At 34.7% G+C, this 20500-nt stretch carries 16 protein-coding genes; 8 read left to right on the forward strand and 8 right to left on the reverse strand.

Annotated features, from left to right (window positions below):
- Window positions 1-16: 16 nt before the first annotated feature.
- The 4 genes from HNS40_RS10015 (at window position 17) to HNS40_RS10030 (ending at window position 6455) form a co-directional block, all read left to right on the forward strand.
- A complete protein-coding gene (locus HNS40_RS10015) occupies window positions 17-1213 on the forward strand; it encodes a pyridoxal phosphate-dependent aminotransferase (RefSeq protein ID WP_172280327.1) in 1197 nt (398 codons plus the stop codon).
- 115 nt (window positions 1214-1328) lie between these two features.
- Entirely contained in the window at window positions 1329-1853 is a 525-nt protein-coding gene (locus HNS40_RS10020; protein WP_172280329.1) for a hypothetical protein, read from the forward strand.
- 11 nt (window positions 1854-1864) lie between these two features.
- Entirely contained in the window at window positions 1865-2632 is a 768-nt protein-coding gene (locus HNS40_RS10025; protein ID WP_172280331.1) for an LVIVD repeat-containing protein, read from the forward strand.
- A gap of 106 nt (window positions 2633-2738) precedes the next feature.
- A complete protein-coding gene (locus HNS40_RS10030; RefSeq protein WP_172280333.1) occupies window positions 2739-6455 on the forward strand; it encodes a choice-of-anchor tandem repeat GloVer-containing protein in 3717 nt (1238 codons plus the stop codon).
- An 89-nt stretch (window positions 6456-6544) separates the two neighbouring features.
- Here HNS40_RS10030 and HNS40_RS10035 read toward each other — a convergent pair whose 3' ends face one another.
- The gene (locus HNS40_RS10035) at window positions 6545-7060 is read right to left on the reverse strand and encodes a peroxiredoxin (RefSeq protein ID WP_172280335.1); all 516 of its coding nucleotides are present in this window, start codon (window positions 7058-7060) and stop codon (window positions 6545-6547) included.
- A 367-nt stretch (window positions 7061-7427) separates the two neighbouring features.
- Between HNS40_RS10035 and HNS40_RS10040 the strand changes: the two genes are divergently transcribed.
- A complete protein-coding gene (locus tag HNS40_RS10040; protein WP_172280337.1) occupies window positions 7428-8783 on the forward strand; it encodes an exonuclease domain-containing protein in 1356 nt (451 codons plus the stop codon).
- Here HNS40_RS10040 and trxA read toward each other — a convergent pair.
- From trxA to HNS40_RS10075, 7 genes are all read right to left on the reverse strand, one after another.
- On the reverse strand, window positions 8780-9226 hold the full coding sequence (gene trxA, locus HNS40_RS10045; RefSeq protein ID WP_253916310.1) for a thioredoxin: 447 nt from the start codon (window positions 9224-9226) through the stop codon (window positions 8780-8782). The two genes, HNS40_RS10040 and trxA, sit on opposite strands and share 4 nt — an antisense overlap.
- Window positions 9223-9540, reverse strand: coding sequence for a co-chaperone YbbN (locus HNS40_RS10050; RefSeq protein WP_172280339.1), 318 nt, complete (start codon window positions 9538-9540; stop codon window positions 9223-9225). The genes trxA and HNS40_RS10050 overlap by 4 nt, the downstream gene beginning before the upstream one ends.
- Before the next feature lie 51 nt (window positions 9541-9591).
- Window positions 9592-10443, reverse strand: coding sequence for an ion transporter (locus tag HNS40_RS10055; RefSeq protein WP_172280341.1), 852 nt, complete (start codon window positions 10441-10443; stop codon window positions 9592-9594).
- Window positions 10436-10834, reverse strand: coding sequence for a hypothetical protein (locus tag HNS40_RS10060; RefSeq protein ID WP_172280343.1), 399 nt, complete (start codon window positions 10832-10834; stop codon window positions 10436-10438). Before HNS40_RS10060 ends, HNS40_RS10055 begins: the two co-directional genes overlap by 8 nt.
- 22 nt (window positions 10835-10856) lie before the next feature.
- On the reverse strand, window positions 10857-11627 hold the full coding sequence (locus HNS40_RS10065; RefSeq protein ID WP_172280345.1) for a TIGR02757 family protein: 771 nt from the start codon (window positions 11625-11627) through the stop codon (window positions 10857-10859).
- Window positions 11615-14812, reverse strand: a complete 3198-nt coding sequence (locus HNS40_RS10070; RefSeq protein WP_172280348.1) for a CHAT domain-containing protein — start codon at window positions 14810-14812, stop codon at window positions 11615-11617. Before HNS40_RS10070 ends, HNS40_RS10065 begins: the two co-directional genes overlap by 13 nt.
- Window positions 14813-14908: 96 nt before the next feature.
- Window positions 14909-16126 carry a T9SS type A sorting domain-containing protein gene (locus HNS40_RS10075; protein ID WP_172280350.1) on the reverse strand — a complete coding sequence of 406 codons (1218 nt, stop codon included), beginning with the start codon at window positions 16124-16126 and terminating at the stop codon, window positions 14909-14911.
- Between the two features lie 448 nt (window positions 16127-16574).
- Here HNS40_RS10075 and HNS40_RS10080 point away from each other — a divergent pair, with 448 nt between their 5' ends.
- From HNS40_RS10080 to HNS40_RS10090, 3 genes are all read left to right on the forward strand, one after another.
- The gene (locus HNS40_RS10080) at window positions 16575-17429 is read left to right on the forward strand and encodes a sensor histidine kinase KdpD (RefSeq protein WP_172280352.1); all 855 of its coding nucleotides are present in this window, start codon (window positions 16575-16577) and stop codon (window positions 17427-17429) included.
- Between the two features lie 453 nt (window positions 17430-17882).
- Window positions 17883-19268, forward strand: coding sequence for a sugar MFS transporter (locus tag HNS40_RS10085; protein WP_172280354.1), 1386 nt, complete (start codon window positions 17883-17885; stop codon window positions 19266-19268).
- A 6-nt stretch (window positions 19269-19274) separates the two neighbouring features.
- On the forward strand, window positions 19275-20426 hold the full coding sequence (locus HNS40_RS10090) for an MFS transporter (RefSeq protein WP_172280357.1): 1152 nt from the start codon (window positions 19275-19277) through the stop codon (window positions 20424-20426).
- Window positions 20427-20500 lie beyond the last annotated feature (74 nt).

The raw sequence follows: 20500 nt of genomic DNA on the forward strand, positions 1-20500 counted from the left end.
AATTAATACTTTGAAAATGCCAGGAATATCAAACAAAGGAAAATTGATGCCGGAGTCTCCCATCCGTAAATTAGTACCTTATGCTGAAGCAGCAAAAAAAAGAGGTGTAAAGGTTTATCATTTAAATATAGGACAACCTGATATTAAGACACCCGAAGTGGCTTTGGATGCCATTAGAAATTATGATGAAAAAGTGGTTGCTTATAGCCATTCTGCTGGTCATCAGCAATATCGCGAAAAATTAGCCGCTTATTATAAAAAGAATAATATTGGTGTAGATGCAGATGATATTATTGTTACTGCAGGAGCTTCAGAGGCTATTTTATTTGCTATTCAAAGTATTATGGACGAAGGTGATGAAATTATTATCCCAGAGCCTTTCTATGCCAATTATAATGGTTTTGCCACTAATGCTGGTGTAAAAGTAAAACCTATTTTTAGTGATATTAAAGATGGTTTCTCTCTTCCTCCAATTAGTGAGTTTGAGAAAGCGGTAACAGATAAAACTAAAGCCATCATGGTTTGTAATCCTAATAACCCAACTGGTTATTTATACAGCAAAGATGAGCTTGAAGTATTGAAGCAAATTGCTTTAAAATATGATCTTTATTTAATCGCCGATGAAGTCTATCGTGAGTTTGTTTACGATGGAGAAGAGCATTTTTCTGTGATGAATTTAGAAGGTTTAGATCAGCATAGTATCTTGATTGATTCTGTATCGAAAAGATATTCAGCTTGTGGTTTTCGTATTGGTTGTATGATTAGTAAGAACAAAGAAGTCATGGCAACGGCTATGAAGTTTGCTCAAGCGCGTTTGAGTCCTCCAAGTTTTGGTCAGGTAGCCAGTGAGGCTGCTTTAGAAACACCAATGTCTTATTTTGAGGAGGTTATTGAAGAATATCTTCTCAGACGTAATGTGGTTGTGGAGTCTTTGAATAAAATGGATGGCGTTTATTGTCCTAATCCTAAAGGAGCATTTTATGTGGTAGCTAAACTTCCTATTGATAATTCTGATAGATTCTGCCAATGGATGTTAGAGGATTTTGCTTATGAAAACCAAACTGTAATGCTTGCCCCTGCCAGTGGATTTTATAGTACTGAAGGATTGGGGAAAGACGAAATCAGAATCTCTTATGTCCTAAATACAGATGACCTCAAAAGTAGTATGATAGTATTAGAAGAAGCTTTAAAGGTATATCCTGGAAGAGTATAAACTATAAAAACATATTTGAAAAAAATCGGCAAACAACTTTGTCGATTTTTTTTTGTCTTTATTTTGTAGTTTTACGCTATCAAAAACAAATTATTCAACATATAAATTCCGATTTATGAAACGATTAGTTCTTTATTCCTTCTTGTTTTTACTGTTTTTTAGTGGAAGCAATGCCAGTTTAGAATTGGCTTATAAACCTATTTATATTAGTTATGCTGAAGCCAAAACAGTAACTTATCTTCCTGCTCAAGAGATGAAGAATCAAGGAAAAATATATATTAAAGATCAGTATATATTTATTGGTGATGTGGGGCTGGGTGTTCATGTGATTGACAATAGTGATCCCGCAAACCCTCTAAAAATTGGTTTCTTACAGATTTTGGGTAATCATGATATTTCCATTAAAGGAAATTCTCTTTATGCGGATAATTTGGAAGATTTAGTGACCATAGATATCAGCAATATTTCTAATCCAATTCTGACCAAAAGAATAGAGGATGTTTATCAGACCAACTATTCTAAATATCCACCGAATGTACCCTATGGTACTTATTTCGAATGTGTTGACGAGTCGAAAGGATTTGTAATGGATTGGGTGCAAACAGAAGTGTCAGATCCTAAATGTTATACCACCAATTAATAGAAATTATCATGAAAAATATGTTTATCATTTTTGTATTGGCTATAGCCATAATGGCTTCTTGTACTAAGGATTCTTCCACTTCTAGCGAGTCGGGTGTTCCAACGGGGGGTGATACTCAAGGACAAGGCGGAAGCATGGCCAAGTTTAGTATTTCTGGCGACCATTTGTTTTTAATCAATGAGTATTCTTTAAAAGTATATGATCTTACCAATACAGCTGAACCCCAATTTTTAAGTCAGTTGAATGTGGACTTCGGAATAGAAACCGTTTTTACTTTAGAAGAGCACCTTTTTATTGGCTCCATCAATGGAATGTATATTTATGACATCAGTAATCCTGCAAATATCAAATACCTTTCTTTCTACCAACATATCACCAGTTGCGATCCTGTTGTGGCTAATGATACTTTGGCTTTTGTGACCTTAAACAGTACCAGTTCTTGTAATTGGCAATCAGGAGTTAATAGATTAGATGTTTTGGATATTAAGAATAAAGAATACCCTAAGCTATTAAGTTCTCAGGTTTTGAGCGGCCCCAAAGGGCTTGGCTTATACCAAAACTATGTTTTTGTTTGTAATAGTGGAGATGGAGTTGAAATCTATGATTATACCAATCCATATTCTTTAGTTTGGGCTGGAGGTATCAGTGGTATTGATGCTTATGATGTGATTATTAGAGAAGACAGAATGTTCTTGGTAGGGCAAGATGGGCTATTCCAATATGATATCAGTGATGTACATGATATTGATTTGATTAGCAATATACTATTTCAATAATTGGAGATAAATGGAACTATTTTATGGATTATTTAAGGTTTTATGACCTTCCATTCTTCTATTGAAATAGTATTATTGAGTACCTTTAGCCTTACAACATAAGCTCATGAAACGAATTGCGTTTTTAATATGTATTCTCTTTATTCCTGTAATTTTCTCTTATGCTCAAGAAGAAATTTGGGGCTATCATTCTCTTGCCGGAAGCGAAGGAGGAGGGATGATTTTTACTGTAGACCCTGAAAATAAAGAGGTGGAAACTATCCATCGCTTTGGGCATGGTTACATAGAATATGATGCGCCCACAAATCCAATTTTTTTTGAAAATGGAAATGGACTTTTATATGGTTCCATTGAGGAGCAATTATATTCATATAATCCATCCAGTCAAGAAATAATAGTCTTACTAGATTCCTTAGATTTTGGGAAATTAGTAGCCATTGATGAAGATTATATTTATGCTACCCGATTAGGTGATACTGTAGTTGATGTATTTGCTTATGATATTCAAAATAACACGCAAGAGTGGCTCCTAGCCATTCCTAAATCCCAAGGATATGAGCATAAAGGATACTGGACTAAACTTGATAATGGTAAATTCTATACTTTGACGAGATATGGTGGTCTTGAAGGTAGCGGAGCTTTGATTGAGATTGATGTGGAGAATGCAAGTTCGAGAAAATCCATTGATTTTGGAGAAGCCAAAAATCCAGAAGGAAGTTTAAAGGTTCACGCAAATGGTTTTACCTATGGAACTACTGTTAATGGAGGGGGAAATGGCGATGGCGTGGTTTTTAAATTAGATCCCAAAGGAGATAGTTATATCATTGAAGCTTCATTCAGTAATGAAACTGGACGAAAACCCAAAGGAGAAATGTTTAAGGCCAGTGATGGGAATTTTTATGGTGTTACGGCTTATGGTGGTGAGCATTCTGGGGGAACTATTTATAAATTTAACCCTTTAACATCAAGTATTCAAGCCTTATATCATATCTCTGCTTATTCATCGGAATTTTTAAATCACGAGTTTGATGGATATTTCACCCAATTAACAGATTATAAACTAATTGGTGTGCTGAAGAATAGAGATGAACAAGGTAAAGGAAAGATATTTAGCTTTAATCTTTTAACTAGAGTGTTAGAGGTATTAGTAGATTTTAATGATTTGGATGCGAGTATTCCTTATGGTAAAATTCATGCTTCCGAAGGTCGTTTCTTGGGCTTATTTCAGGGGTTTCAAAATCACCAGTGGGGAGGGATTTATAATTATGATCCTATTCATAAAGAAATAGATGTTTTGAAAATGTTTGGTAGAAATGAAAGCGCTATCGAAGGTCAAAATCCCAATTGGATGTGCCAAGGAGAGGATGGACATATTTATGGGATGACTGGATATGGAGGCAAAGAAAATAAAGGTATATTATTTCAGATTGATCAGAACAGTCATGAGTTTACCAAGAAACTGGATTTAGCAGAAATTGGCTTTGATATTAATCCTTATGCAAATGGTTTTAGTGTGGGAAGTGGTAAAATTATCGGGATTTCTACTGTAAGCACATCAAAAGAAACTAAAGATTCTAGAGGAGCTTTTGTATTCGAGTATGACTATATGCAGAATCGATTAAAGAAGATATATGATATCGATTTATTGTATTTTGGAAACTCTGAACCTAAGATGAACAGCAATGGCAATATTTATTTCAATCGTTTTTTTAATTTCTATGAATATAATTATTATAAAAATGAAATGATAGAATCTCAAGTGCCAGATTTGGAGTATGTAAGAGATTTGATAGAGTATTTACCCAATGTTTATGTGGGTAGCTGTAGTGATGGAGGTACTGCCACTGATGACTGGACTTATGGTATGCTATTTACATGGAATAAAGAAACCAATGAAGTCAATCGCATTTTTGATATGAATAGATTTTTTCCAACAAATTCAAACCCTGCCACTCCTCGAAACAACTTATTTTGTGCCAGTAATGGACTCGTCTATGGTGATTTTATGAGTAATGAAGTGAAAATCTCGTGGGAGGAACCTTATGCTTATGATATTCATAAAGATAGTTTATTGGATTCTTCACCTTTTTCCACTGAGATTAATAATTATACTAGAAATTCGGTAATTGAAGATTTCTCTAATCGTTATCTTATACAGAACAGACGAAGAAGTGGTACAGAGATAGGGGATATAGGAATATATGATGCTCATTTGGGAGATCAAGTTTTCATTATACTAGAAGAATCACCTTTTTATTATGAATATTGGGAAGATGATATAGAAGAAACCAATGCTCCATTTGATTTTATTTCAAGAGTAAATTTAATCAGAACAGAAGAAAAAGACGATAAATATTATTGGACAGGAGAAAAAGATACAGTCTGGTATAATGAGAGTAACTGGTATGGAAGTAAAACACCAGAATCTAAAGCCAATATAGTAATTACGCCTAGTGCTCCCCGATTTCCTTGGATAGATACTATTGTAGATATTGGTAGTTTGGAAATTATGGCAGAAACAAAACTTACGCTAAGCCCTCAAGGACAGTTGACATGTGAAAGCATTATTGATAAAGGAGATTTTCTCTTACTAGCCAATGATGAAAACAAAGCCTCATTTATTCTAGAAAATGGGGAGGAACAAAAAGGTGGATTTACTTATCAATACCAATCCAGTAAAGCACAAATAGATTATATGGGATTACCCATTAAAGAAAGTACTTGGTTTCACTTGGATAGCATTACAGCCTTTGGCTATGAGGAGGGTGATGATGAATATTTTCTTCCTATTGAAGATTCTTCCTATTTATTTCAAGCCATGAATCCTTATATCTTAGACTTGGATAGTGGACAAGTCATCCATTTCAAAGGAGAATCTAATTGGGGAGATATGCATTATACTTTCCATGAAAATCGCTTCTATAGTTTGGCAAACCCATATCCCAGCTCTTTCAACTGGTCCCAACTCGATTTCACTCATCTTTCTCATCCTGCTCTTTATAGATTTAACATGGAGGAGGATCAATTTGAAACTTATATCGATGGTTTAGGAGATGCCCATCCTCTAATTCAACCTTTAGATGTGTTTTGGGTATATGCAGAGCAAAACGAGCAAATGGATTTCCTGAATGCCGATAGAATACATGCTTCTGGGTTTCAAGAAAACCTAAATATCCGCGACCATGTTTTGAAACTAAAAGTAGATAGTAAAAATGGCTCCGACTATACCTATATCAGTTTCAATCCAAGCTCTAGTCCTGATTTTGAATATGATAAAGATGCGCTGAAGATCATGCCTCATCGAAACAACCGTCCACAGATATTCACTTATGGCGGAGAAAAAGAATTGGGCATTAATCAGCTTCCAGATACCACCATGATGGACTTATCAGTAAAATGCCAATCAAATGGAACTTTTACCATCAGCATAGATAGCAATATGGGCTATGATTATCTCATACTTGAAGATTTAATTTGGAATAAAAGAATCAACCTCTTAGAGGAGTCTTATACCTTCGACTATTTCACCAGCGATGGAAATTATCCTTTCAAATTATATTTCACCGATTGGGTGTTACAGCCCGTGGAGGAAGGAGATATTGAGGTTTATTATTACCCAGAAAGTATAGTGGTCCGTAGCCGAAAGATGATCAAACAAGCCGATATTATTTTCTACGATCTAGCCGGAAAAGCAGTAATGACCTATACAGAAAATGACTTCTTCAAATTTGAAAAAGCCATTTCATTACCCACTGGGCATTATATTGTTCAAGTTCGCACGGATGATGTGGTGAAGAATACTAAAGTCTTGATTCGACGTTAAGATTTAATCAAAGTTTTCCAACCACTTCATGCGCTTCCCACTTCCCGCTTCCAACTTCAGCTTCTCCCTTCCGACTTCATGCTTCCCACTCAGTCAATCTCCTGATTTAACCAAGATTCAATTTCTGAAACTCTACTGGTAAAGGTGATAATCTTTCCTTCAGTATCCAATAACATCATAAATGGAACACTCGTTATTCCATAGGTGGTGGCTACCTTTGAGCTGAAAGCATCCTCATCAATAAGTTGAAGATAGGTGAGCTGATCTGCCTCAATAGCTGATTGCCAGTTCTCAGTATTTTCATCTAAACAAACTCCCATGAACTGTACATTCTTATCCATATACTTGGTGTATAAGGCTTGCATTTTGGGGTTTTCTGTTCTACATATACTACACCATGCAGCCCAAAAATCCACTACTACATATTTCCCTCTTTGGTCTGACAGTTTATAGAAAGTTCCTGTCTCATCTGCTACACTAAAATCTGGGGCAATGGCACCAATTTTTACCGCTACTTCTGGAGTATCTGAATCCTCATCTTTTTTGCAGGCTTGGCTCGAAAATATCAAAGCAAAAGCCATAATCATTATGTTTATTTTTTTCATTATTTCTTGTTTTATCCTATTGGTCGTTCAAATGACGATATTCTTACTGAAAAAATCTAGTGTTTGGAATTTTTTTACATTTTTATAGCTTTAAGTCCACTCCGAAAAGCCTTTTTTAGCCACAATGGCTCAAAGACACAAAGATGCATGAAAATTAAAGCATTAATAGTAAGCCCTTTGTGTTTCTTGATAGCTTGGTATCTTAGTGGCAATATCATTTTATTTACTTTTAGGAATGGACTCCGCTTTTAAATACTTTTGTCAGTAAGAAAATAAATAGTCCAGTATTAGACCGGAAGGGATGGGCATTTTAACTTCGTTGAGCTCGTAGAACTCGGTTCTTGCAAATACTTATAACTTTGTGGCAATGGAAAAATATGCGGTAATAGATGTAGAAACTACTGGGTTGAGTCACAAAACGGAGCGACTTACAGAAATTGCGATTGTTGTTATAGAGGATGGTGAAATTGTGAATGAGTTCAGCAGTTTGATTAATCCAGAGCGCAAAATTCCATATAGAATTACTCAGTTGACGGGTATTAATGATCAGATGGTTCAAGGGGCACCACATTTTTATGAGATAGCAAAGCAAATCGTGGAACTTACCACTAATTGCATATTTGTAGCACATAATGCCTCTTTCGATTATCGTTTTATTCAGGCTGAATTTGCACGTTATGAATTCGATTATCATAGGAAGGTTCTCGATACCGTAAAGCTAGCCCGGAAACTCATGCCCGGTTTCCGCTCCTATAGTTTGGGGAAGCTAACAGCTCAATTGGGCATTAAAATAGAAAACAGGCATAGAGCCATGGGGGATGCTGCAGCTACCGCCCAATTATTCATCATGCTTTTAAATCTTCAGCCTGAAATTACTCAATTGAATCTAAGGGGACTCCATTCAAACTTAAAAAAAGAAATCCTCGATTCTTTACCTCATGAAACTGGAGTCTATTATTTCTTCGATGAAGCTCATCAATTGATTTATATCGGTAAAAGCAATAATATTCACAGTCGTGTGCTTTCTCATTTGAGTAATACCACCACAAGGAAAGCCATTGAAATGCGAGAACGAATAGCAGATGTAAATTATGAGATTTGTGGAAGTGAGTTGGTGGCTCTTTTATTAGAGTCCAACGAGATTAAGAACCACATGCCTGTTTATAATCGCGCACAGCGACGAACAGCTTTTGTTTGGGGTATGTATCAGTATTTGAATGAAAGTGGCTATATCTGCTTGCGCTTAGCTAAAACCAGTGAAGAAAAGGAAATTCCTGTCAATGTTTATAAAACCAAGAGAACGGCTTTATCAGAATTGGAGAGATTAACAGAGGAGTTTCAATTATGCCAAAATATGAATGGTTTGTATCAAAGTTCTGGAGCTTGTTTTCATTATTCTATTAAGCAATGCCTTGGAGCTTGTGTAGGAGAGGAGCTTCCTGATAAATATAATAAGCGAGTAGAACAGTTGATCAATCTTTATCAATATCAGAATCGTAATTTGTTGATAGTGGATTCGGGTAGACGAGTTGGGGAGAAATCCATCATATTGATTGAGAATTTCGTATATCAGGGTTTTGGATTTGTGGCAGAAGAAGAATTAGATCAATCTATAGAGGTCATTAAGTCTTTCATCAAATATTATCCAGAGAATAAAGATGTGGCCACCATTATTCGGGGGTATTTGAGACAGAAAAAAGCGGAAGCAGTTATTGAGTATTAAAGATGCTTTTCAATTTCTTTTAGCAAAGTAGCTTTGGGTTTGATGCCCACAAATTGTTTCACCATTACCCCATTTTTAAATACCATAATGGTTGGTATACTTCTGATACCATATTTAGCGGCCATCTTTTTATTTTTATCCACATCCATTTTACAGATATTGGCTTTTCCAGCAATCTCGTCTGCTAGCTCGTTAACAATGGGGCCTTGCATGCGGCAAGGAGCACACCATGGTGCCCAGAAATCGACCAAACTCACACCCTTACCAATTACTTTTTCGAATGTCTGATCTGTTAAGTCTATGGTGTTTTCACTTGTCTCTGGACCTCCTCCGCCTATGAGTACACGACGTATTTTATACATTCTAACGATAAGGAATAATACGATTGCTGCTAATAATAAAACAGGGGTTAATAGGTTCCAATTGGTTTCAAGTATAATCATATTAAGTTTTTTATGTGCTTATTATTGAGAATAGTTTCTTTTGATTGTAAGCCAGCAAACCTTTCTATTTCTTCTCCATTATGGTAAAGAACTAGCATAGGAATATTTCTGATTTTTCGCTCATTAGCAATATATTTATTCTCATTGATATCGACTTTTGCAACATTTAAAATACCTTTCAATTGCTCCGCTAATTCTTGAACTATTGGATCTTGAGTGAGGCAAGGAATGCACCAAAAGGCCCAATAGTCTACTAAAACCCAGCCTTTGGCAAGTTCAGTATTGAAGTTCGTGAAGTTTAAATCTTTTATCATACAAATAAATATTCGGCAAAGGTAAATTAAAACTTGCTAGTGGCAAATAAATTAGATGTTATTTTCTTCCTCAGGAGCAAGAAGGGCAGCACCGCAAATTTTACAGAATCTAGCTCCATCCTCATGTTTGTCACAATGGCAATTTTCACAAACTAGAGTGTTTAGATTTATTTTTCTTTTATTTTCAGATTTAATCATTTCGGAAGAAACGATACCTGTCGGTACGGCAATAATGGCATAACCCATAATCATAATAATGGATGCTAAGAACTGTCCAAAAACTGTAGTTGGCGCAATATCTCCATAGCCTACTGTAGTTAATGTTACTATTGCCCAATAGATGCCTCGGGGAATACTGGTAAAACCATTTTCTGGTCCTTCTACAATATACATAATAGAGCCCATCAAGACGACTATGGTCATAATGATTTCTAGAAAAACAGTGATTTTATGACGGCTATTATAAAGACTATCACGTAATACTTGAGAAGCGCCAACGTATCTACCCAATTTCAGAATTCTAAAAACTCTGATGAGTCTGAATATTCTAATCACCATCATAAAGTGGGACCCAGTAAGTACCATACTTAAATAAGTAGGGAGAATGGCTAGAAAGTCAATAATTCCATAAAAACTAAAAATATAATTTTTGAAAGGATTTTTAGTGATGTAAATTCTAAGGAAGTATTCTATGGTAAAGAATATAGTAAAGGTCCATTCTAAGACGAAGAATAATTTAGAAAACTTTTCATTGATAGAATGCACACTGTCGAGCATGACAATAATAACGCTGAGAAGAATAGCGATGAGAAGCAAAATGTCAAAAGCCTTTCCCATGGGAGTATCTGCTTCCTGAATAATGGTATGAAGCTTATGTTTTATACTTTCTTTTGATTTATTCATCATCATCTTCTTCAATATTCATTTCATAAGGAATGCTCACGCTGTAGGATCTTTCACTATTTTGTACTTTGCCATTAAACCTAATGATCCACAAACCGTCGAAACTTTCATAGCCTCCAATCAATTGTTCTTCGTTTTGAGATAGTAACCTGGAATTAAAATCCTGAAAGTATACTGCGCTGTTAGGAGAAAGTATAGTGACCGAATCTAAAACAATATCGTAATTGGTGCATTTGGCCACAAAAGTAGCAGTGGCAATGGATGGCTGGGTAACCAAGAAATTGACTTCATTGGGGTCTATATTTTCTTTGAGTTTATCACTTTTACAATTGAAAAATGAAAGACCCAAGAGTAAAATAAAGAATATTGAAAGTATTTTAGTTTTGGTCATATTAGAGCAAATGTAGTAAAATTCACAGATCTTTTTCAAAAACACCCATCCCAAAAAGAGCAAAGTCGTATTTTATTGGATCTTGTGGATCTAATTTCTTTAAATTCTGGCTCACTTCTTCAACAGCTTTCCAATCATTTGATTTTCTCAGGAGTAAACCGAGCTCACGAGCATTACGAGCGGTATGCACATCTAAAGGAAGCAAAAGGTCTGCCATAGAGATCTGTTTCCATATTCCAAAATCAATTCCAGATTGGTCTTTTCGGACCATCCACCTCAGGAACATGTTTAATCGCTTCGAAGCCGAGTTTTTCTCAGGATTAGAAATGTGTTTTCGTGTTCTTAGGGGATGATCAATAGAAAAGAAAACCTCATGAAGCTCAGATAATCCTCTTTTAATTCCTCCGGTTTTATATCCATTATTGATGACAGTCTCCAATCCATTATGATTTTGGTAGATGTTTTGAAGGCTTTCAATAAAAAAGAGAATATCTTCGGGTAACATAGTTCTGTGCCGGAAATCGCTAAATCCGATCCTATCTGCAGGGCTGTGATTCATAATAAAATAATGAGGTTCAAATTCCATCAGCTGCATTAGCTTTTTAGCATTCTTTAGAATAGTTGGCCTTTGACCCCAAGCTATGGAAGAGGCTAAAAATCCAGCTATTTCTATATCTTCTTTTTTTGAAAAATAATGAGGAATTTGAATAGGATCTAATGCAATAAATTCCTCATTACAATAGGCTTCATATTTTGAATCCAATAAGGTTTTGATTTGTTTTAGGCCGCCCATTTTTTTCTTCTTTGAAATATGAAAACTCCAAGGGCTAATAATATGGTGCTACCAAGAATTATCATATCCCATCTTTTCCTTTGTACAAATTGTAATTTGGCATCATCACCCATCAGGGTTAATCCAGCCCAATAATATGGATGAGCGTATAACGCATTACCCTGTGCCAATACTTCTACCTTGGCTCTGTAAAGGGCTTGGCTTTTTTTGTCACCATTTGCCAAATATTGATAAAACTTGTCTATCACCAGAGCGCCAAACCTATCGTTCACTTCCCAAAGACTCATAATGATAGCTGGTACGCCAGCAAACTGGAAACCAGAACTTAAACTCATAACTCCTTCACCCTTTTGCAAGGCTCCATCGCCAGTGCTACATCCACTTAAAACAGCTAATTCTGCATTTAAATCGAGTCCTAATAGTTCGTAGGTATTCACCAGACCCGAATTGGTTTCTTGGTTATAGGTGAATAGTAGTTTCGAATAAAGAGGATCCTCATCATTGATTTGGGTGTGCATAGCTAAATGAAGGATTCCTGCATTTTTTGCTTCTGTTTTAAAAATCTCTTCCGAAGCTTCTGAACCAATAAAAGTTTTAGTTTTTAGATTTCTTTCTATGCTTTCTACTTCCATTTTAGCATAATCTAAAGGGCGTAAAAAGTTATATTCTTCAGGGACGGAATCTTGTTTTTTATTGTTTTGATATAAAGGTGCAAATGCGTAAACCTTATCGTTTGGTTTTGTTTCCCTTGACCTCATATTAAAGTAGATCTGCATGGAGTTAGCCACATTTGATTTATGCTTTTTGATGAGATAAGGTAGGGTTCTGTAGTCGGGTCTTTCCGTTTTAACATCCTCAGTGAGCAATACATCAAAGGAAATATAGCTTAATTGTCCATCTGGAATAAAAATAAGATCTTTATTTTCGATCTGCTTTTCAATAGGTTTAATGAGTTTTTGATAGAGTGATCGACTGCTTTTAGTAAAAGTAACAAATTCCTCGTAGCTATTATCCGTATCTACTTTTTTTAGCAGTTTGACAACGTTTTCTATGTTTTGAAAAAAACTTGAATCAATGCGCTCAGTGTAAAGCTTAACTTCTTCATGACTTAGGGTGATGATATTCAGTAAGCTGTCACTAATAGAATAATTAATAAAAGCAGTATTTGCTGGTGCTTTTTTCTGAATATCACACATGCTTAATTCCTTAAAACCATATTTTAGATTATAAAAACTGGAATAGTTTTCTTTATACTCTTTTTGGATGCTATCTAAACTCAAGCTAATTTGGTAGGCTTTCTGATCTAGTTCTTTGATGGTTTTAGGCTCATTGTTTAAACTGATTTCTACTTTTATTTCTTCCTCAATCCTTCCCATTTGAGACTTTAAATCCAATTCTTTTTTAATTAAACGCTTGGGAACCTTTAATAGCTTTTTCTTTTCGAGAATATTTAATGATTGATAAAGTGTAAAGGATTTCTTTCCTTCAATGAAATTGAAAATCTCAGATATTACATTTGCGTCATTAGTTTTAGAATACAGAATATATCCCACATCTATAGCTTGGTTATAAACATAGTGATTTTGTTTGCTAGATTGTAAACTTTCAATCTGATCATAATTTCTTCTTAATTCGTTGACGCAGTATATGTAGAGTTTGTAGGTGTCGAATGACATTTCTAAATCTGTTATATCATTGGTCTTTAGATATAATAAATAGAGGCCATATGCCTTCCAAGCCAAGGCGTTATTAAAATCGGGGGTGTTTGGGATTTCATCTGCTCTTGGATTCACATAAATATCATAATTACTGAACCTATCGGAGGAGCTGCAAAGTGAAGACTGTAAGCTATCAAGACCTTGATTTATTTCCCCTATTTCTAAATAATGAGCTCCAAGTATATTGAGAGGAGCACTTAAATAAAATGAGGGACCATTATATTGTTGATACCAATTGGTAATGGCATTTTTTAAATATTCTTCTCCCCTTGAAACATCCTCTTTCTGCTCAATAAGAAATTGACCATAAACATAATAGGTCTGAGAAAGTTGGAATGCTTGAGGATCGTTTAAACTCAGATAATAATCTAAAGATATTTGATATAGAGAGTCTGCAATGTGATTCTGTTCTAAGGAAAAAAAAACATCAGCTAAATCTCTGTAAGCCATGTTCTTGCTTTCAGGATAGAGGCTTAGCGATTCTTTATAATATTGAATGGCTATTTTCATCTTACCAAGACCTTTATATGATAATCCAATATATCTATTGATATTGGCTTTTGTGGCCCTGCTCGAATGGGAATCTGAGCTGTAGATGTGTAAGGCCATTTTTAGTTGTTTAATAGCCTGAGTGTATTGGTTACTTAGCATTAAAGTAGAAGATTTGTCTCGAAGTAGCAGAGCTAACTCAGTCTCCTTATGGTCGAATTTTAATAGAAATTCCTCAGCAATGTTAAAGTAGCTTTCTGCTAGGTCTAAATTGTCACTATATAATTCCGCATATGCTATTTGTTTGTAAACCATATACTTTATTCTATAGTCATCTTTTTTAGAATCATCGAATCCTCGAATGGCTTTTTTAAGATAAAACCTTGAAGAATCATTGATTCTATTAGAAGAATAATGAATGGACAACATATAATAGAATTGGGCTTGGTCAGATCCTGGGTATTTCTTTTTATTGGCTATTTGAAGTCCGGTATCAATGTAAGCAAAGTATGCTTTCATTCTATTTGTCTTACGATAGCAGTTTGTGTATTTTGAATATTCATAAGCAAAAGAAGTATCGTTCTTATAATATTCCTTGTATAGATGAAAGTAGTCTTTGAATTCAGAAATAGCCTGTATGTAATTCCGGTCGTAATAACTCAACAAGGCTTTTAATTGCGTTGCTTTGGTTAATAGATGCCTATCGCTATGGTTGCTTATTGCAAACCTATTATATATGGTTTCAATGTGAGTACGGTAATCGTTCACATTGTATTTGTCAATAGAATTAAGGTAGTTGATAATATTGCTTTTATAATTGGCATTGTTAAGGATAATGGAGTCGGCCAAATGTAAATGAAGTTCATCAATATTATTGGTCAAAGGATTGTTTTTCGAGTTTCTTTGTTTAGGAGATAATTGCCCAAAAACGTTGAAGAAAACTAAGTGAATAAAAATCAATACAATGAAATACCTCATAGAATATTTTTTGCTAAAATAGAAAAAAAGGGACTATAGAATATGTCCCTTTTTGAGATAGTGTAAAAATTGTACAAGTGCAAAGTACACACGCGACTATTTACGGACCGTTATAGATCCTTGAACTGATTTTGATTGATAATTTATTTGATAGAAGTATAAACCTCCTCGTAAATTTCTTGTATTGATTTGAAGTTCTTGGTTACTTACTGTTGAATAATAGGTTTCAACCATTTGACCAACTGTATTGTATATTTTAACTTCAACTTTACTATCGGTATTTAAATGAATACTGAATGATTCGTTACATGGATTTGGATAAGCTGTAGCAAGCTTACTCATCATGTTTTGATTTGTTGTTTTGAATTGAACGGAAGAAAAGTTAACATAAGGTAGTATTTGACCTTTATTGTCTAATATATGTGTGCCTTCTACGATTTCAAAATGCTCTATTTGCTCCACGCTAATATCAGTCTTTTGTTTAATTCTTATATTTAGAACAGCTGTTTCGGAGTCAAATTTGTAGGTTTCTTGTCCAGTCCATCCAATTCTAATTTCATCATTTACAATATTATATTCTAAACCTTCTATACTTGATTCTATAGCTAGAACATCTATGAGTTCATCATTATAATTTAAAACGATTCCTATTCCATTTGTATTGATGGTTTCTGTAAAATATATGGGAACTAGTAATTCTTCATTGCTAAGTTCAGTGATAGATGTGTAGGTCATCATAGCATTGAATACAGATTTATCATCTCCGTTTTCAGTATTTAATGTGCCATTAGCCACTGTTCCTGCTGGACCCCCGGTTGCCTTTAATTCATTGATCTCAAAATTCCAATCAGGTAAGTACCAATCGCCAACTGGTAAAGGTTGCCCCATAATATAGTAATTGAATAGTAAGGTCCAGAAGTCACTACTTGTGACTTGTCCATCCCCAGTTACATCTGCAGCTATCATTTGAATTTCATCAAACTCAATATATCCATAAAGATAACTTAGAACAGTAAAAGCATCAGCTAAATCTACATATGTGTTTTCTGCATCATATTCAAATTTTGCTGTATATGATTCCCCAATCATCAAATCTTCAAAGAAAAAATATCCATCGGAATTAGTATAGGTGGTTGCGATAAATTCGTTATTACTATCGAATAAATCAACTTCAACTCCACCCATAATGTGGTCAGGTTGATTCAAACAAATAACATTACATGAGTAATTATCCGTTTGCGCATAGCTATTTATTGAAAATAACGTTGTCAATATTAGACTAAAAAATGCTAAAAATAGTTTGGTGTTTTTCATAATGCTTATTCTTTTTTACTTCTCCTATCACTTATTAATACCTAAAAATGGAAAAACGTAACCCTAAAAAAGGAATTATTTTTTGTAAAAGATTGTTTCTCTTGCTTAAGTTGCACGAATACAATGCTTTGGATTCCAGTTAAAAAATAAGAAAAGAGCTGTTATTTTTATCCATATGTTATTAATGTATAAAATTAAGCTAAATGATTAGCGATTTCAATGTTTGTAGATGAGGTTTAGCATATTTCTCAGAAGTGGAAGAAACAGACCACATTATCAGATGCAAATATTTAAATATGCTTTGTTAACAAGTGCCTCATTTGTTAATAGTTATTAGGATTCTATTGTTGATAACTAATAGGACCTAATATAGAGAAAGCAAAAAAAATGTGGACTTTTGGGTTACGTTTTGTGTGGAAACGATATTAATAGTTAGGGGGAATTAACTATGATTAATGAAAACTATGTAAAAACACTCGAGAAACGAATTTTGGACCTCGAGGAAGAATTAAAATTTAAGGATAAAGAGGTAGATGGCCTCAAGGGAGCATTTTTAGCAAATGTATCTCATGAGATTCGTACGCCAATGAATGCCATTGTTGGTTTTTCAAGTTTGTTAAAGGATCCAGGCTTTAGTCCGGAAGAAAAAAATGAATTTATTGATGAAATCACCCAGGCTTCCAATCATTTAACTGAATTGATAGAGGATGTTATTGAAGTAGCTAATTTGCAATTCAATAAAAAATCTCAATCTGTTAAAGAGGTTATTGATCCGTATCAGTTGTTATTCGAAATTTTTGAGGAGTATCAGTATAAAAAACAAGCCTTATATAAAGGTGAAATTGAGATGCGAATCAAAACCAATAAGGATTTATTGAGTAAAGAATTTATCTCCAATCCTCGAATGCTTCATAAAGTTCTTGAGAATTTAATCGACAATGCTTTTAAGTTTACCAAAGAAGGTAGCATAGAGTTAAATATCGAATTTTACGATAATTACTTGGAGTATGTGGTTAGTGATACAGGTATTGGTATTGCTTCTGATAGATTGAGCACTATTTATAATAATTTCAGTAAGGTTTGGAAGAAGAATGGCGAAGTACTATATGAAGGTCTAGGAATAGGATTGTCATCAGCAAAAAACTTCGTGGATTTATTGGGAGGTATTATTCAAGTACAATCTCAAGAGGGAAAAGGAACTATTTTTTATGTGAGTGTTCCTTATATCTTTAAAGATAAGCCACTTGAATTAAACGATGTTGAAACAAAAAATCCAAGTCAATATCTTTCTTTGGGTGCTTGAACCTGTTGTTGGAGAACCAACGATTAAACTCATATTTCTGAAAATAAAAAAGGCAGTTACTCTCAATAACTGCCTCGCGCATAAACTATAAACACTCACTAATTCTTAATATCGTTGCCTTATTATCATTCAAAAATAATAGGAAATACTCTCCATTGCAATGCCTAATACGTAAATAGGTCTTTTCAATCTGTAGGTGGATGTGTTTTAGGCGAATTTGTGTTTTTTATTTCAAATGTTTCCTTCCTATTTCATGTATTTGATTATTTTTACCACCTGAAAATCAAAAATGAGCGATAAGTCATTTGTATATTTAATCGTGGGCATTGTCATAGCCCATTTTGTATTTGGAGCAGGGTATCTAATTTGGAAAATTTACACCGCCCCCAAGTCTAAGTCCGAACCTGAAAAACTAGACAACAACAATCATATTCATTCTGAAAATTAATAATTATGGAACAAACTAAAACAAACTACGGTTTCTCACTATCTGTACTCACGTCCCTTTTCTTTATGTGGGGGTTTATCACTGTTTTAAATGATATTCTTATTCCTCACTTGAAAAATGTATTTGACTTAACTTATTTCCAAGCTATGTTGATCCAGTTTTCATTTTTTAGTGCTTATTTTATTGGAGGCTTCCTCTATTTTATTATTTCAAAAACATCCGGGGACCCTATCAATAAAATAGGATACAAAAATGGAATTCTCTTGGGTTTATTAGTATCGGCTATTGGAACGGCATTATTCTACCCTGCTGCACAATTTCATATGTATGGTTTTTTTCTTTCTGCATTATTCGTGCTTGGCCTTGGTTTTGCTGTTTTGCAAATTGCAGCTAATCCTTATGTGGCTATTTTAGGACCTGAAAAACAAGCCTCTGCTCGATTAAATCTTTCTCAAGGTTTTAATTCATTTGGTACTACTATCGGACCGGTAATTGGAGGATTCTTAATTTTCGAATATTTCAATGTAGGACAAGAAGGTGCTGATTCTGTAATCAAGCCCTATTTAATGTTAACTGCAATGCTATTAATTCTGTTGGTGATTATTAAAATGATACCATTGCCAAGAATTCAACAGGAGGTGAGTAAAGAAAGTACAGGAAAAGGGGCATTGGCATACCCACACCTAAAGTATGGTGCCATCGCTATTTTTCTCTATGTGGGAGCTGAAGTTGCTATTGGTAGTATTTTAGTGAGCTTTATTGGCCTCGATAATATCGCTGGGATGTCTGAATCTGCAGCCTCTGCCTTTATTGCCTTTTATTGGGGAGGAGCCATGATTGGCCGTTTCTTAGGCGCTATTTCATTAAGTGAAATGGAATCTAAAAAGAAATTCCCATTAATGTTTGTTGTTTCTTTAATTGCTTTTGCAGTCATCTTCTTTGTGGTTGATGCCAGAAATAGTATTAACTTTCTTGATATAGCACCTTACCTAGGCTTCTTAGTACTAAACTATTTTGGTTTTATATTTGGAAAATCAATGGCGGCAAGGACCTTAACTGTATTTGCTATTTTCCCAATTGTATTATTGATGGTGGGGATGTTTACAGAAGGAAGTATAGCCATGTGGGCTATTTTAGGTATTGGAATTTTTAATTCAATTATGTGGTCTAATATCTTCACGCTCGCTATTAAAGGGCTTGGCAATAATACCAGCCAGGGTTCTAGTGTTTTAGTGATGTTTATTGTTGGTGGAGCTATTCTTCCTCCAATCCAAGGTTTACTAGCCGATTATATTGGTGTTCAATTGTCTTTCTTTGTTCCATTATTAAGTTATGTTTACTTAGCATGGTATGGATGGAAGGGACATGTTATTAAAGCTCCAAAACAATAATCTTAAATGCCAGAAAAGCAAAAATTCAGATGGGCAAAAGTACTTGATATTAGTGCTGCTCATATGCTACATGATATTTATAGTGCTTTTCTGGCACCTTTGTTCCCTATTTTAATTGAACGATTGGGCCTCAGTTATTTTATGATTGGAGGCTTATCTGTTATTCAAAGAATTGCCTCCTTGTTTAATCCAATCATCGGATTAATGGTAGACCGAAAAGACCTACGCTACTTTATTATATTTACTCCTGCTATTACAGCAATTTGTATGAGTCTGATTGGACTGGCTCAGAATGTGTATCAATTAGCCTTTCTTTTGTTTGTGATGGGATGGAGTGCTGCCTTTTTTCATGTACCAGGCCCAGTGTTAATCAAACGGATGAGTGGTGATAGAGTAGGTTTGGGAATGAGTTTTTATATGGTGGCAGGAGAGTTGGCCCGTTCATTAGGTCCAATTATTATTGTAGCCGCCGTTTCTTGGTGGGGGATAGAAGGAACTTATCGTTTAATTCCTGCAGGTTTGGTAGCTTCATTTATCTTGTTTTTCCGCCTTAGGAAATTGAAGCATATTGAAGTCAAAACCAAGAAAATAGAGATTAGTGTTAAAGAGATTTTGATTGAACTCAAAGGTTTTTATTTAAATATAACGGGTTATACTTTTGCTCGTGGACTCCTCAAGGCTTTACTGATCACTTTTTTGCCCACTTATTATGTGAGCCAAGGTGAAAGTCTTTGGTTTGCAGCCTATACTTTATCCATCCTCCAGTTTTCGGGTGCTCTGGGTAGTTTGCTAGCGGGTGGCTACTCTGATAAAATAGGGCGTAGAAAAACACTTATTATTATTGCTTTAATGACTCCTGTTTTGATGCTATTGTTCGTGTTGACAAGCGGTTGGATGAATATGATCGTCTTGGTGCTGATTGGTTTCTTTATGTTTGGTTCGGGGCCCGTATTATTGGCTTTGGTTCAAGATATGAGTTCAGAAAGACCCAGCTTCACCAATGGTGTCTTTATGACCATCAGCTTTGCTTTTGGGGCTTTTGCAACCCTATTTATTGGAGTATTGGCTGATTTTATTGGGCTAGAAAAAAGTTTTATGCTTTCCCCTATTTTCGCTCTTATTGCCATACCTTTTGCTTTTAGGCTGAAGAATAAATGATGGCATGAGTAGTGGTTTAAATGATTGAATGGAAGAGTTATGCTAGCATTCCCAATTGAAAATTATCTTCTTCT

Source organism: Lentimicrobium sp. S6 (genome assembly GCF_013166635.1).
GTDB lineage: Bacteria > Bacteroidota > Bacteroidia > Bacteroidales > UBA12170 > UBA12170.

What these genes read in the sequence shown, in the direction of transcription:
- HNS40_RS10015 (WP_172280327.1), top strand. Translation starts at nt 17, where the DNA reads ATGCCAGGAATATCAAACAAAGGAAAATTGATGCCGGAGTCTCCCATC.
- HNS40_RS10035 (WP_172280335.1), bottom strand. Translation starts at nt 7,060, where the DNA reads ATGAAAAAAATAAACATAATGATTATGGCTTTTGCTTTGATATTTTCG.
- trxA (WP_253916310.1), bottom strand. Translation starts at nt 9,226, where the DNA reads ATGATTATACTTGAAACCAATTGGAACCTATTAACCCCTGTTTTATTA.
- HNS40_RS10075 (WP_172280350.1), bottom strand. Translation starts at nt 16,126, where the DNA reads ATGAAAAACACCAAACTATTTTTAGCATTTTTTAGTCTAATATTGACA.
- HNS40_RS10030 (WP_172280333.1), top strand. Translation starts at nt 2,739, where the DNA reads ATGAAACGAATTGCGTTTTTAATATGTATTCTCTTTATTCCTGTAATT.
- HNS40_RS10060 (WP_172280343.1), bottom strand. Translation starts at nt 10,834, where the DNA reads ATGACCAAAACTAAAATACTTTCAATATTCTTTATTTTACTCTTGGGT.
- HNS40_RS10085 (WP_172280354.1), top strand. Translation starts at nt 17,883, where the DNA reads ATGGAACAAACTAAAACAAACTACGGTTTCTCACTATCTGTACTCACG.
- HNS40_RS10070 (WP_172280348.1), bottom strand. Translation starts at nt 14,812, where the DNA reads ATGAGGTATTTCATTGTATTGATTTTTATTCACTTAGTTTTCTTCAAC.
- HNS40_RS10050 (WP_172280339.1), bottom strand. Translation starts at nt 9,540, where the DNA reads ATGATAAAAGATTTAAACTTCACGAACTTCAATACTGAACTTGCCAAA.
- HNS40_RS10025 (WP_172280331.1), top strand. Translation starts at nt 1,865, where the DNA reads ATGAAAAATATGTTTATCATTTTTGTATTGGCTATAGCCATAATGGCT.
- HNS40_RS10065 (WP_172280345.1), bottom strand. Translation starts at nt 11,627, where the DNA reads ATGGGCGGCCTAAAACAAATCAAAACCTTATTGGATTCAAAATATGAA.
- HNS40_RS10020 (WP_172280329.1), top strand. Translation starts at nt 1,329, where the DNA reads ATGAAACGATTAGTTCTTTATTCCTTCTTGTTTTTACTGTTTTTTAGT.
- HNS40_RS10080 (WP_172280352.1), top strand. Translation starts at nt 16,575, where the DNA reads ATGATTAATGAAAACTATGTAAAAACACTCGAGAAACGAATTTTGGAC.
- HNS40_RS10055 (WP_172280341.1), bottom strand. Translation starts at nt 10,443, where the DNA reads ATGAATAAATCAAAAGAAAGTATAAAACATAAGCTTCATACCATTATT.
- HNS40_RS10090 (WP_172280357.1), top strand. Translation starts at nt 19,275, where the DNA reads ATGCCAGAAAAGCAAAAATTCAGATGGGCAAAAGTACTTGATATTAGT.
- HNS40_RS10040 (WP_172280337.1), top strand. Translation starts at nt 7,428, where the DNA reads ATGGAAAAATATGCGGTAATAGATGTAGAAACTACTGGGTTGAGTCAC.